This is a genomic window from Pseudomonas sp. GW-45, from assembly GCF_056896675.1.
Genome location: NZ_CM167674.1, coordinates 3,735,209 through 3,748,928, shown reverse-complemented (window position 1 = coordinate 3,748,928; position 13,720 = coordinate 3,735,209). Strand labels below are relative to the sequence as shown.

Below are 13,720 nucleotides of genomic sequence, written 5' to 3'. Positions count from 1 at the left end.
GAACATAAGGGGCAGCTGCGGTACGCTCTGTGCGCCGAACAGCATAAATACACTCTAAATCCGGCAGCAAAAGCGGCGTTTCGTTCCCTTTTAGCTTCGCCACGCCCAACAGGAGCAGCGCAGCGCATGCAGAAGCCAACATTGAATTGCGATATGGGCGAAAGCTTCGGCGCCTGGACCATGGGTATGGACGAAGCCGTTATGCCGCATGTGGATTGCGCCAACATCGCCTGCGGCTTTCACGCCTCAGACCCGAGCATCATGCGTCGCACCGTTGCAATGGCGGTCAGCCATGATGTGCGCATTGGCGCGCATCCAGCGTATCCAGATCTGGTCGGTTTTGGTCGTCGCTCGATGAACTGCTCCGCGCAGGAAGTCGAAGACATGCTGCTTTATCAGATCGGCGCGCTGGATGGCATCTGCCGTGCTGAGGGCGGCAACCTGAGCTACGTCAAACCGCACGGCGCGCTCTATAACGACATGATGCGCAAACCTGAGTTGCTGCGCGCGGTACTCCGTGCCGTCGCGCGTTTCGACGCCAGCCTGCCATTGATGCTGCTGGCGCGCCGCGACAACCGCGAGGCGCAATCATTGGCAGCAGAGCAGGGCGTAAAGCTCTGGTTTGAGGCCTTTGCCGACCGTGGTTATGACGCTGACGGTTATCTGTTGCCACGTCATCAGCCCGGCGCGGTGCACCATGACCCTGAACGTATTCTTGCCCAAGCGTTGACCTTTGCGCACGGCGAACCGCTTATCGCGAGCGACGGCAGCGAACTCTATCTCCAGGCAGACAGCCTTTGCGTACATGGTGACAACGCAGAATCCGTCGCCGTGGTCGCACGTATCCGCGCGGCGCTGGATGCACTGTGACACCGCGCATTGAGAGCGTCGCGTGGGATTGCTTGATGCTGCGCCTGTTCGACGTGATCGACGAGGCCAACATACCGTGGTTGATGGCCGCCGCCGAACGCCTGCACACCGCTTTTGGTGCGCAGCTGATTGATCTGGTGCCGTCCTATACCACTTTGATGCTGCACTATGACGGCCTGCAACTGAGCGAAGCACAGGCTAGTGAGCGCGTGCTGCAAGCGCTGAAAGGGTTACAACCGCTGGCGATTAACGACAGCGGCCGACGGCATGAGCTGCCGGTCTGGTATCACCCCAGTGTCGGCCCCGATCTAGAAGCGCTTGCGCAACGCGCTGGCTGTACTGTGGAGCAAGTAGTAGACCGCCACTGCAGCCGCGACTACCCGGTATTTACTCTCGGCTTCACACCCGGCTTTGGCTATATGGGCTTGGTCGATCCGAGCATTGCCGCGCCACGGCTGGCTACGCCGCGTCAGCGCGTCCCGCAGGGCAGCGTCGGGATAGCCGAGCGACAGACCGCTGTCTATCCACTGGTATCGCCCGGCGGCTGGAACCTGATTGGGCGTTGTCCGCTAGCCTTGTTTGACCGCGAGCGCGATGGTTACAGCTTGCTCAAACCCGGCGATCGTGTCCGTTTTGTTTCGGTCGACCATGCCGAGTTTTTGCGCCTCGGCGGCGACGATGCGAGCATGGAGCCAAACCCGTGAGCATGCTGCGAGTAGAGCACAGTCTGGGTTTTGCGCAGCTGCAGGACGGTGGACGTTTTGGCGTGCGCCATCTGGGCGTAACCCAAGGCGGAGCGCTGGATTGGATTGCTCAGCACTGGGCCAACTGGTTATTGGGGAATCCACTGGACGCCTGCGTGATCGAAATTCCGCTTGGTGGTCTGACGCTCAAAGCAGAGGCCGATGGTTGGCTGGCGCTGACCGGTGCCGATCTGGATGCAAAACTGGATCAACAACCGCTAAGACCTTGGCAAGTCTTTGCCATACGCAGCGGCCAGCAGCTCACATTCACTCAGCCACGCAGCGGTGTGCGAGCCTATCTGGCCGCCGCCGGCGGATTTAAGGCAAACCCCGTTCTGGGTGCGGTCGCGACCGTGATGCGCGAGGGGCTGGGTGGTTTGCATGGCGACGGCAAGGGGCTAAAACCCGGCAATCAACTCACGTATTCAGCGCAGCCTGCGGTAAGCCGAAAAATGCCTTCCGAGGCGATCCCAGACTACAAGAGCCCAGTAACCTTGCAACTCTTGGTCGGCGCGCAAAGCAGCCAATTTAGCGGCGACAGCCTGTTTCAGCTGTTCAACCAACACTGGACGCTGGATCAACGCGCCGACCGCATGGGTATGCGCCTAACCGGCCCAGAGCTGCGCTATCAGGGTGAGCCGTTGATCTCCGAAGGCATTCCGCTGGGCGCCGTGCAGGTGCCGCCAGACGGCCAGCCGATAGTGCTGATGAACGACCGTCAGACCATCGGTGGTTATCCAAGGCTGGGCGCGCTCACGCCATCGTCCCTAGCCCGGCTGGCACAATGCGCGCCGGGGCAGAAAATACACCTGCAGCCAATCAGTCAGGCGCAAGCGCGGCAAGATCATCTAGCGCTGCTGGCACGCTGGGAGCCTTAGCCGCCGAAACCACAACGCCAACAGACCGAACAAACCCGCGCCCTTGGGGAAAGCCGAGTTCCATTGCGAACAACGGCTGCAACCGCACCAGCGCTGGCCGGGATGGAACCCGGCCCTCCATAAACCGGTCAGGTATTCGCCGGCACACTCGACGAAGTGGCTTTTAACGTTGGAAGGTCGAGTTCCATCTCGACCAGCGGCATCAACGTCACCACCACTGGTCGGGACGCAACCCGACCTTACTACTCGGCATCTCCAGCTCCTGACCTGCGGCCTATAACTTCAAGGGTTTTCTCGCAACCACTGCCCCAGCATGCTGCGCTCCTCCGGTGTAATGCCGGTCATGTTGCCAAGCGGCATGTATTCGGTTGCGACTGCAGCCTGCAGGACCTTGTCGCGGTGCTGCTTGAGCTGCTCCAGGTTTTCTAACGTGATACCAGCGGGCGGCGCCTGGAACGCTGGGCTGCTGGGTTGGGCGGCGTGGCACGCCATGCAGTGGGTCGTCAGCAGTTGGCTAACATCCGCATCCGCTACGCGGGTTACTGGGGTGCCGTCTGCATTGCTGGTGGCGGGCGCTTGCGGAGCGCTGGGCGCCATCGCCCAGATCAGGGCCAGCGTGGCCAGCGCGCTGATAACCAGAATCGACGGCTTGTTGATCTGCTTGTGACGCAGGTTGAAGAAGTGCCGCGCATAGGCAGTAATAGCGCCAATCGCTGCCAATATTGCCCAGCCATACTCATGGCCGTAGAACATCGGATAGTGATTGCTGATCATGATGAAGATAACCGGCAACGTCAGGTAGTTGTTGTGGCGTGAACGCAGCATCGCACGTTGCGCCAGCATGACTACGTGATCATCCGGTGTTTCGCCCTTCTCGACGGCATTAACCAGTGCTCGCTGGGCCGGAACGATACCCAAAAAGACGTTGGCGACCATGATGGTGCCGATGACCGCGCCCACATGAATAAAGGCTCCACGGCCGGCAAATACCTGAAACATACCCCATGCAACCGCGACCAGAATCAGGAACAGCACCACACCAAAGGCCAGGCCGTGCTTTGCCAGCGGGCTGCGGATGAGCGCTTCATAGATCGCCATTACGCCCAGCAACGTGCCCATGCCAATGGCGATGGCGCCAAAGGTGCTTAGCTCCAGCTTGCTTGGATCAATCAAGTAACCGGGATTGCCGAAATAGTAGACCGCAAACAGCAGCGCCAAACCGCTCATCAGGGTGCTATAGGCTTCCCATTTGAACCAATGCAGCTCGGTCGGCATCTTTTCCGGCCCAACCTGGTACTTGGCTACTTCATAAAAGCCGCCGCCATGGATGGCCCACAGGTCACCCTTGATGCCTTTTTGCTTCTTCCACTCCGGTGGCTCGCGCAGGTTATTGTCGAGCCAAATAAAGTAGAAAGACGCGCCGATCCAAGCCACACCTGCGATAACGTGGAACCAGCGGATGATCAGGCTTAGCCATTCAGCCAGATATGCATGCATTGAGGGCAGCTCCTTTTGCAGTATCTCGGTCATACCGGCACTGCCCGGCAATATAGGTGCGACGGATGGCGCGATCATCGCCAAGGATCATCAGATCAAACAACATGCCCTGTAGCTCGCGATCAGGCTGATGTTTGAGGCGCAACGCCGGGCTGGCGGTACGGTCCAGAATCAAAAAGTCCGCGTATTTGCCGGGTTGCAGGTTGCCGGTATCTGCGGCTTGATGCAGTACTTGCGCATTGCCCAGGGTTGCCATGTAAAACGCCTGAAAGGGATTCAGGCTTTGGCCGCGCAGTTGGCAGACCTTGTACGCCTCAGACATGGTGGCAAGCATCGACAGACTGGTGCCGCCGCCCACGTCGGTCGCCAAACCGACTTGCACATCGGCGGCGCGTGCGCTGGCCAGATCGAACAGACCGCTACCCAGGAAAGTATTGGAGGTCGGGCAGAAAGCGATTCGAGTGCCGGTTTCCGACAGTCGTGCGCGGTCGCCGTCATCAATGTGAATACCGTGCGCCAATACGCTGCGCTCGCTGAGCAAGCCAAAGTGGTCATACACGTCGAGGTAGCTGGAGCGCTCCGGGAACAGTTCCTTGATCCAGGCGATCTCGGCGTGGTTCTCGGCCCAGTGGGTCTGCATCAAAACGTCGGGGTACTCGGCGATCAGTTGGCCTGCGTAGGTCAGCTGTTGCGGCGTTGATGTGGCGGCAAAGCGCGGAGTCACTGCATAGCGCTGGCGGCCATGGCCGTGCCAACGCTCAATCAACTCGCGGCTTTCGGTGTAGCTGGCTTCAGCCGTGTCGCGCACCCCATCAGGCGCGTGGCAATCCATCATCACCTTGCCGCTGGTAATCGCCATGTTATAGCCGTCGGCCGCGTTGAACAGCGCCTCGGCCGCAACCTTGTGCGAGGTGCTGAACACCAATGCCGAGGTGGTGCCGTGCGCCAGTAGCAAGTCGAGAAACAGTTGCGATTGATCCGCCGCCCAATCCGCATCAGCAAAGCGTGCTTCGGTCGGGAAGGTATAGGTTTCCAGCCACTCCAGCAGCTGGGTGCCATAACTGGCCAACACTGCCAGCTGGGGCATATGAACGTGGGTGTCGATCATGCCAGGCATGATCAAGCTGTCTGGCCATTGCTCAACCTCGGTTCCGACGGGCAACTGAGGCAACAGAGTGTCAGCAGCGCCATTGGCCAGCACCCGCCCATCGGCGACCACCAGCAGGCCATCTGCATGGTATTCGTAACTGGCCGGATCGGGCTTGTTCAAGCCGGGCTCAGCGATAAAGTGCAACAGAGGCCCGCGAAAGGCTGTGCAGCCGACCGGGAAGGTAGCCGCAGTGTGGGTATCAGTTGTCATTAGCTTCCCCGGTAAGTCGAATAGCCCCACTGATTCAGCAGCAGCGGTACGTGATAATGGGCCGTGGTGTCGGTCAGCTTAAAGGCGATGGTGACGGCTGGGTAGAAGCACTCCAGACCCTGCCGTGTGTAATAACCCTCGGTATCGAAGGTCAGGCGGTAGACGCCTGCAGGGGCGTTGTCGCCAAAGCCGTTGAGTACCCGACCGTCTGCGTCGGTAGCCGCCTGGCCTAGGGTTTCCCAGCCGCTAGCGGTCTGGCGCTCCAGCACGATAGCAACGCCAGCCGCGGGGCAGCCGCCGCCGAGGTCGAGAATGTGGGTGGTAATTGGACTCTTGTTACTCATAGCAGTTTATCCAAACGAATATGGGTGATCTTGGCCTGCTCCGCAGCGGCGACGCGAAGCTCCTCTTCACGGGTATTAGGCAGGCGCTGCTCCAGCAGCGCGAGCATCTGCTCGGCACTCTTGCCGGTGGCGCACACGATGAAAATAAAACCGAATTTGTCGTAGTAGGCGTCGTTGCCGTTCTTCAGACGCTGCAGCACCTGATCAGGAGCAACCCGGGCGCCGGACTGCTCGCCACTAGCCAGGGCTTCAGTACTGGCGTATTTAGCCTTGAGACTTTTGATATCCCCGATCTTGGGGTGCGCTTCAAACGCCATCAACCAGTCGGTCTCATGCAGGTTGGGCCAAAGCGCCCGCGCGGTGCCGTGCAATGCTTCCGTGGAGGCATAAGGGCGTGAATCCACCATCGGCTGGGCCCAGGCGTCCACTGCGCAGCAGTCGCGAAATAACGTGAGTGCCTCCGCTGCGGGCAGCTTATTCAGTTCTTCAAGGCTCATTTGGCCTCCACGGGGCTATCGGACTCGGTTGTTAGGGGCTCGTTCTTTTGCATCAGATCACGCAGCGCGGGCCAACTGACACCGCGACGGGTCTCGCGCGGTGCGTTAATGGCAGCCAAGCTGAGCAACTCGGCACTAATCGAAACTGCGACCTCCATCGGCCGCTTACCCGGTATATCCGAGCGCCCAACCGGACAGCGAATACTCTCAATCTGCGCCTCGCTGTAACCACGGTGAGTCAGCCGTTGACGAAAGCGTTCGGCCTTGGTTTGCGAGCCAATCAGGCCGACGCTGCGTGCAATGCCCGAGTTCAGCAGAGCGCGGCACAGATCGTAGTCGAGCTGATGATTATGCGTGAGTATGAGTACGTGGGCGTTTGCACAGAGCTCAGCCACATCGCCGACCGGATCATCGGTGTGATGACGCCGCACGTTAACCGGCAGCTCGGCCGGAAAGCTATCTGCGCGCGAATCAACCCAGGTCACCTGCCAAGGCAACTGCCCCATAATACTCATCAATGCCTGGGCGACGTGACCGGCGCCAAACACCACCAGCCGCGCATCACTGCCGCGCTGACCTTCAAGCAGCACCGAGACGCTACCACCACAACACTGGCCAAGGCTGGCGCCGAGCGGAAAGTGCTCAAGCTGGGTTTCGTAACGTGCTGCGGCCAGTTGCTCACGCGCCCGCGCCGTCACCAAATATTCTAGATGCCCGCCGCCAATGGTGTCGAACGTATGCTCACCGGTCACCACCATCTTGCTCGAGGGTTCACGCGGCACCGAGCCGGCGACGCCCACAATAGTCACTAGCACATAGGGTTCACCGCGCTGCTCACAGTCAGCGACGGCTTCAAACCAGCGCAGACGTTTGTCCATTAGACAGTCTCCTGCTCAGTATTGGCCCAAGCCCGTGCCGCATTAACAGCGTTAAGCATGCGTTCAGGCGTAGCGGGCGTATCCAACGGTGGGCTATAGCGATAATCCGTCAGGCTGGCGACCGCATCGCGCATGGCACTCCACACCGCAATGCCGAGCATCAGCGGTGGCTCACCCACTGCCTTGGAGCGGAACACGGTCGCCTCGCGGTTAGGGCTAGCGGCCAGCAGATTCACGCGCAGATCGGGCGGCGTATCGGAGACCGCCGGAATCTTGTAGGTGGCTGGCCCGGTGGTCATTAACCGGCCCTTATCGTTGTAAACCAGCTCTTCGGTGGTCAGCCAGCCCATGCCCTGCACAAAGCCGCCTTCGATCTGGCCAATATCGATATCCGGGTTCAGCGACTGCCCCACATCGTGCAGGATGTCGGTGCGCAGCACGCGGTATTCGCCGGTCAGGGTATCCAATACCACCTCGGAGCAGGCGGCACCGTTGGCGTAGTAAAGGAAGGGATGGCCTCGGCCAGTGGCAAAGTCATAATGAATTCTGGGCGTGGCGTAGAAGCCGCTGGATGACAGCGATACGCGATTCATATAGGCCTTCTGCACAAATTCGGCCCAGTCCAGACGCTCTTCGCCAGCCACCACCTGATTGTTCTCAAACCGCACCTGCTCGGGCTTGCAGCCATACTGCTCAGCGGCGAAGGCGATCAGTCCAACCTTGATTTTCTCGCAGGCATCCAGCGCCGCCATGCCGTTCAGGTCGGAGCCGGAAGAGGCTGCGGTAGGCGAGGTGTTGGGCACCTTGTCGGTGCGCGTGGCCGAGACCTTGACCTTGTCTACGTCCACCTGAAAGGCCGCCGCCACTACTTGTGCGATCTTGATGTACAGGCCCTGACCCATCTCAGTGCCGCCATGGTTCACGTGCAGGCTGCCGTCGGTGTAGATCAACACCAACGCGCCGGCCTGGTTCAGGTGCTTGGCGGTAAAGGAGATACCAAATTTGACCGGCGTCAGCGCCAGACCGCGCTTGAGAATCGGGTTTTGCTTATTGAACGCAGTGATTTCCTCGCGCCGTGCGCGGTAGTCAGAGCTGGCCTCAAGCTGCGCGACCAGTTCCGGCAAGATGTGCTGCTCGATCACCTGACCGTAATGCGTGGTATCGCGACCCGGCCGATAGAGATTGCGCTTGCGCACATCCAGCGGGTCAAGCTGCAGATGGCGGGCAATGTCATCCACGGCCTGCTCAATCACCATCATGCCCTGTGGGCCGCCAAAACCGCGGAAGGCGGTATTCGAGACTGTATGGGTTTTGCAGCAGTGGCCGGTGACCCGCGCTTGATCCAAAAAGTAACCGTTATCCGAGTGAAACATGGCCCTTTCGACAATCGCGTTGGACAGGTCCGGCGAGAAGCCGCAGCGGCCAGCCACCATAATGTCCGCGCCTTGAATCAGCCCCTGATCGTCAAAACCAATATCGTAGGTGTTGAAAAAGTCATGGCGCTTGCCGGTCTGCACCATGTCGTCCGGGCGCGACAGGCGATATTTAACCGGCTTGCCGGTCACATGCGCCAGCAAGGCTGCAACGCAACCCAGCGCGGCGGCCTGGGTTTCCTTACCGCCAAAGCCGCCACCCATGCGGCGCACCTCGGCTTGAACCGCATGAATCGGCAGCCCCAGCACCTCAGCCACCAGTTTCTGGACTTCCGAAGGGTGCTGGCTGGAGGTATGTACGAACATGCCACCGTCCTCCTGGGGCTCGACCATCGCGGCCTGGCTCTCCAGATAAAAGTGCTCCTGCCCGCCCACGTTGATCTCGCCTTTCAGGCGATGCGGCGCGGCCGCCAGCGCCTGATCAGGATCGCCGCGCAATTGCCTATGGCTAGGCCGCACAAAGAAGGACTTATCCAGCGCTTCCTGAGTACTCAGCACCGCATGCAAAGGCTCGTACTCCACCTTGGCCAGGCGCGCCGCCTTGCGGGCAGCGGTGTGGCTGGTCGCCGCAACCGCGAAAATCGGCTGGCCTATGTGTTCAACCAGCTCGCTGGCAAGTACCGGATCGCCGGGAAACACTGGGCCGATATCGGTATGCCCGGGCACATCCGCCAGGGTAATCACTGCCACCACGCCGGGATAGGCACGAACCTCGCTCAGGTCCATGCTGAGGATTCGCGCGTGGGCCTGCTCACTGTGGCCGACGGCGGCGTGCAGCAAGCCTTCTGGCTCTAGCAGATCGTCGATGTAACGCGCTTGACCACGCACGTGCAGCCAAGCACTGTCGTGCAGTGCGCTCTGGCCGGCAATACCAATCGCCTGACCGCTTTGGCGGGAGATGTCGCGGGGTAGCTTACGCATAGTCGGTCACCGTCAGTGCAGCGCCGCCAGTGTGGGCAGCGCGGTGTTCATAAAGAGCGCGGCGCAACAGATTACCGGCCACTTCAAGGCGGTAGGTCGCGGAGGCGCGCACGTCGGACATGGGTTTAAAGTCCTGCGACAAGGCCGCAGCCGCAGCGGCAATGGCCGGCTCGTCAAAGGTTTGGCCGCGCAGGGCCGTCTCGGCAGCCAGCGCGCGCTTGGGAATGCCCGCCATGCCACCGTAAGCGAGACGACAATCTTCAACTTGTTCGCCGTTCAGGCGCAGCCAGAAAGCGGCTAGTACGGCGGAGATGTCGTCGTCCAGGCGCTTGGAGATCTTGTAGATAAACAGCCGCTCGTTTGCCGCCGGCTTAGGCACGCGTACCGCACGGATAAACTCGCCCGGCTGCAGTACGGTTTTCTTGTAGTCGAGGAAGTAATCCTGCAACGCCAACCAACGGATGCCATTCTGGCTATCGAGTTGAACTTCCGCGCCTAGGGCAATCAGCGGCGGCGGCATGTCGCCAATCGGCGAGGCGTTGCCGATATTGCCGCCCAAGGTGGCACGGTTACGAATTTGCAGAGAGCCCAAACGCTCAAGCATAGGTGCGAACGCCGGCCAGTTTTGATTGAGCAGCGGGCCGAATTGGGCGTAGGTCAGCGCCGACCCTATGGTCAGGTTTTCATCGTCCTGTTCAAGTTGCTGCAACTCGGCGACCTGTTCAACCGAAACCAGCTGAGGCAGGCTTTTTAGCTGCTGAGTAATCTCCAGCGCCAGGTCGGTACTGCCCGCCACCAGCCGCGCCTGCGGTTGTGCGATCAACAGCTCGCGCAATGCTGCGAGCGATAGCGGCGCAGTGAAGCTGTTGCCTGCTTCATCCTGCAGCACGGCGGATTGTTCACGCGCGGCCATAAATGCAGCATCCGGCTGCGGGCTGAACAGCGCGCTGCCATCCCACTGCTGCACGCTATCGACGATGCTCCGTGCACCTGCCTCAATAATCGGACGGTAACCCGTGCAACGGCAGAGGTTGCCGGCCAGGGCTTCCATCAATTGATGGGCATTGGCGTGTTGCCCGGCCGCAGCTACCTGCTGATGCAGGCCAACCAACGACATCACAATACCCGGCGTACAGAAACCGCATTGCGAACCATTGCACTCAACCATAGCGGTTTGCACCGGATGCGCCGGCTCACGTTGCAGCGCATCTACGGTAATAAGGTGCTTGCCGTGCAATGCGCCGATCAGGCCAATACAGCTGTTCATGGCTGCATATTGCCACTCGCCCTGCGGGTCGAGACTGCCGAGCAACACCGTGCACGCGCCGCAATCTCCCGATGCGCAGCCTTCTTTTGTACCATTAAGCCGCATTTTGGTGCGCAGCCAGTCTAAAATGCTCAGGTTTGGGTCAGTCTGGTCAAGTTTTTGCGACTGCCCATTTAGATAAAACTCAATCACTGTCGTCTCCGCGCTATCCACTATGCGCCGGTTTCCGGCGGGAGGTCTGCCACAGTGCCTCTATAAGGCCTGTGCAGGCTGTACGTTGGTATTTGCAAAAACTTGACCAACTAGTCTGAAAATATGATTTTTTATATTTTTACGCTTTTGGCAAGCAAATTGCTCACAGACAAAATGTTGATTGATTGGTCAGTTTATTTTAATTGAGGGTGCTGAATGGCAACCGCAGAACGCTTGAGACTTGAGAACATCGTTAAAGAGTACCCCGGCTGCCGGGCAAACGACGGTGTTCATCTCACAGTCCAGGCCGGTGAGATACACGCCCTGTTGGGTGAAAATGGCGCGGGCAAAAGCACCCTGATGAAAATCATCTATGGGGTCATACAACCCGACGCCGGCACTGTTACCTGGAACGGGCGCCCGCTTACTTTGCAAGGGCCGGCCCATGCTCGTGAGCTCGGCATTGGCATGGTGTTCCAACATTTCTCACTCTTTGAAACTCTGACCGTCGCAGAAAATATTGCTCTCAGCCTGCCCGCCAGCCAGGCCAGAGACCGGAGTAAACTCGATGCCCGCATCCGCGAAGTATCTGAGCACTACGGCATGGAGCTGGACCCACGGCGCTTCGTTAACACCCTATCGATCGGCGAGCGTCAGCGCGTCGAAATCGTTCGCTGCCTTATTCAGGATAGCTCGTTGCTGATTCTTGACGAGCCCACATCCGTATTGACTCCGCAGGAAGTGCAGGTGCTGTTCCGTACTTTGCGCCAATTATCGAAAGAAGGCTGCAGCATCCTGTTCATCAGCCACAAGTTGCAGGAAGTGCGCGATCTTTGTCACCGCGCTACCGTACTACGCCAAGGCAAAGTGACCGGCGCATGTAATCCAGGCGAAATTACCACTAACGATATCGCTCGCATGATGGTGGGTGACGAGACGCCGCTGTCGACCCAGGTCGATCCCTGTGAGCCAGGCGCGCTGCTACTGCAAGCTAACAATTTAAATTATCAAAGCCGTGATCCTTTCGGCACCAGCTTGCAAGCCATCAGCATGTCGCTACGCGCCGGTGAAATCGTGGGTATTGCGGGGGTGGCCGGCAACGGACAGGACGAGCTACTACGCGCACTGTCTGGCGAGGCCAAGGTTAACAAAGACAGTTTGCAGTTCAACGGTCTGAGTATCGGCGATACCGGCCCCGCAGTCCGCCGTGGTCTCGGTGTGGCCGTAGTACCCGAAGAGCGCCTCGGACGCGGTGCGGTACCGGCCATGTCATTGGTCGACAACAGTCTACTGACAGCTTCAGGCCAAGGCCTGACCAGCAGGGGTTGGGTCAGCCTTGGCAAGGTACGCGACTACGCCAGTCGGGTGGTTGAGCAATTTGGCGTACGCACTGCCAGCATTGATAGCGCGGCGACCAGCCTGTCTGGCGGCAATCTGCAAAAATTCATCATCGGCCGTGAAGCGCTGCAGCAGCCCAAGCTGCTAGTAGCTTCGCATCCGACTTGGGGCGTAGACGTGGGTTCCGCTGTAGCCATCCACGAAGCCTTGGTGAAATTACGCGATGAAGGCGCGGCGGTGCTGTTGATTTCCGAGGACTTGGACGAGCTCTTCCAGCTCTGTGGCCGCATGGGCGCGATCTGCGCCGGCAAGCTGTCACCTCTGGTACCCACCAGCGAACTCACTATTGAAAAGCTCGGCCAGTGGATGGCTGGCGACTTCCCCGCTACTGCAACTGCTACCACCACGGAGACTAACCATGCTGTCGCTTGAGCGTCGCGCCGTCGACTCCCGCGCCATGCAATGGGCTTCTCCACTGCTGGCACTGGTACTGACCATCATCACCGGGCTGTTTATGTTTATGGCGCTCGGCAAAGACCCAATCGAAGGCCTCACCTTCTTCTTTCTGATTCCCCTTAGTGATGCCCAAGGCTGGGCCGAACTCGGCCTGAAGATGGCACCACTGCTGCTCTGCGCCGCTGGCTTAACCATCTGTTACCGCGCCAAAATCTGGAATATCGGCGCTGAGGGTCACTTCCTGATGGGCTCACTCTGGGCCAGTGCGGCGGCTCTTTATCTGAGTGATCAAACCGGTTTTTGGGTGCTGCCATTGGTGCTTCTGGCCGGCATCATCGCTGGCGCACTCTGGGCGCTGTTGGCTGGGGTGTTGAAAACGCAGTTTCACTGCAACGAAATCCTAACCACCATCATGCTCAACTACATTGCCCTGAACCTGCTGCTGTTCGCGGTTCACGGCCCGCTGAAAGACCCCTACGGCTTTGGCTTTCCTCAATCGGAAATGTTTGCCGCGGCGGCTCTGCTGCCCAAGCTGATCCCCGACACACGTTTGCACATTGGTCTGCTGTTCGCATTGCTGGCCGCCGTTGCCGTGGGCGTGTTGTTCGCCCGCACTTTTATCGGCTTTCAGCTCAAGGTGCTGGGGCAAGACGAGCGCGCGGCGGCCTTTGCTGGCTTCCCGGCCAAACGCCTCACGCTATTGGCATTCATTCTGGCGGGTGGCCTCGCCGGTTTGGCCGGCGCCAGCGAAGTAACCGGACCACTTGGCCAACTGGTACCGCAGGTGTCTCCCGGTTACGGCTACACCGCGATTATCGTGGTGTTTCTCGGCCGTATGCAGGCAGGGGGCATCATTCTGGCCGCAGCTCTACTGGCACTGACCTTTATGGGCGGCGAAATGCTGCAAATTGCGATGAATATGCCCAAGGCTATCACTGGATTGTTTCAGGGGCTGCTGCTGTTCTATCTGCTGACCTGTGACGCCTTTATTCACTACCGTATCCGTTTTCGCCGCGCCCCCGCGGCCAGCGCCGGGGAGGCTTGAG

Annotated in this window: 12 protein-coding genes; 5 read left to right on the top strand and 7 right to left on the bottom strand. The window is 59.5% G+C overall.

Translation table 11 applies throughout. From position 1 onward, the window contains the following. Positions 1 to 126: 126 nt before the first annotated feature. The 3 genes from AC1XYH_RS17665 to AC1XYH_RS17655 are packed head-to-tail and all read left to right on the top strand — an operon-like array spanning position 127 to position 2,491. On the top strand, positions 127 to 870 hold the full coding sequence (locus AC1XYH_RS17665) for a 5-oxoprolinase subunit PxpA (protein WP_483324428.1): 744 nt from the start codon (positions 127 to 129) through the stop codon (positions 868 to 870). Beyond that, on the top strand, positions 867 to 1,574 hold the full coding sequence (pxpB, locus tag AC1XYH_RS17660; protein WP_483324427.1) for a 5-oxoprolinase subunit PxpB: 708 nt from the start codon (positions 867 to 869) through the stop codon (positions 1,572 to 1,574). The genes AC1XYH_RS17665 and pxpB overlap by 4 nt, the downstream gene beginning before the upstream one ends. Continuing rightward, entirely contained in the window at positions 1,571 to 2,491 is a 921-nt protein-coding gene (locus AC1XYH_RS17655; RefSeq protein ID WP_483324426.1) for a 5-oxoprolinase subunit C family protein, read from the top strand. The genes pxpB and AC1XYH_RS17655 overlap by 4 nt, the downstream gene beginning before the upstream one ends. 282 nt (positions 2,492 to 2,773) lie before the next feature. On the opposite strand, the gene AC1XYH_RS17650 is transcribed toward AC1XYH_RS17655, so the two are convergent. From AC1XYH_RS17650 to xdhA, 7 genes are read right to left on the bottom strand one after another with little or no spacing between them, the layout of a single operon-like run. Further along, positions 2,774 to 3,988, bottom strand: coding sequence for a urate hydroxylase PuuD (locus tag AC1XYH_RS17650; protein ID WP_483324425.1), 1,215 nt, complete (start codon positions 3,986 to 3,988; stop codon positions 2,774 to 2,776). Continuing rightward, positions 3,969 to 5,348, bottom strand: a complete 1,380-nt coding sequence (gene guaD / locus AC1XYH_RS17645) for a guanine deaminase (RefSeq protein WP_483324424.1) — start codon at positions 5,346 to 5,348, stop codon at positions 3,969 to 3,971. The genes AC1XYH_RS17650 and guaD overlap by 20 nt, the downstream gene beginning before the upstream one ends. Next, positions 5,348 to 5,692 carry a hydroxyisourate hydrolase gene (gene uraH, locus AC1XYH_RS17640; RefSeq protein ID WP_483324423.1) on the bottom strand — a complete coding sequence of 115 codons (345 nt, stop codon included), beginning with the start codon at positions 5,690 to 5,692 and terminating at the stop codon, positions 5,348 to 5,350. Before uraH ends, guaD begins: the two co-directional genes overlap by 1 nt. After that, the gene (uraD, locus tag AC1XYH_RS17635; protein WP_483324422.1) at positions 5,689 to 6,189 is read right to left on the bottom strand and encodes a 2-oxo-4-hydroxy-4-carboxy-5-ureidoimidazoline decarboxylase; all 501 of its coding nucleotides are present in this window, start codon (positions 6,187 to 6,189) and stop codon (positions 5,689 to 5,691) included. Before uraD ends, uraH begins: the two co-directional genes overlap by 4 nt. Next, the gene (xdhC, locus tag AC1XYH_RS17630) at positions 6,186 to 7,067 is read right to left on the bottom strand and encodes a xanthine dehydrogenase accessory protein XdhC (protein ID WP_483324421.1); all 882 of its coding nucleotides are present in this window, start codon (positions 7,065 to 7,067) and stop codon (positions 6,186 to 6,188) included. Before xdhC ends, uraD begins: the two co-directional genes overlap by 4 nt. Then, the gene (xdhB, locus tag AC1XYH_RS17625) at positions 7,067 to 9,421 is read right to left on the bottom strand and encodes a xanthine dehydrogenase molybdopterin binding subunit (RefSeq protein WP_483324420.1); all 2,355 of its coding nucleotides are present in this window, start codon (positions 9,419 to 9,421) and stop codon (positions 7,067 to 7,069) included. Before xdhB ends, xdhC begins: the two co-directional genes overlap by 1 nt. Continuing rightward, a complete protein-coding gene (gene xdhA, locus AC1XYH_RS17620; RefSeq protein ID WP_483324419.1) occupies positions 9,414 to 10,880 on the bottom strand; it encodes a xanthine dehydrogenase small subunit in 1,467 nt (488 codons plus the stop codon). The genes xdhB and xdhA overlap by 8 nt, the downstream gene beginning before the upstream one ends. 216 nt (positions 10,881 to 11,096) lie before the next feature. On the opposite strand from xdhA, the gene AC1XYH_RS17615 reads away from it, so the two are divergent. Continuing rightward, positions 11,097 to 12,650 (top strand): ABC transporter ATP-binding protein, encoded by a 1,554-nt coding sequence (locus AC1XYH_RS17615; protein ID WP_483324418.1) that lies wholly within the window; start codon positions 11,097 to 11,099, stop codon positions 12,648 to 12,650. Next, complete coding sequence (locus AC1XYH_RS17610; protein ID WP_483324417.1) at positions 12,637 to 13,719, top strand: ABC transporter permease; 1,083 nt, start codon at positions 12,637 to 12,639, stop codon at positions 13,717 to 13,719. The genes AC1XYH_RS17615 and AC1XYH_RS17610 overlap by 14 nt, the downstream gene beginning before the upstream one ends. Position 13,720 lies beyond the last annotated feature (1 nt).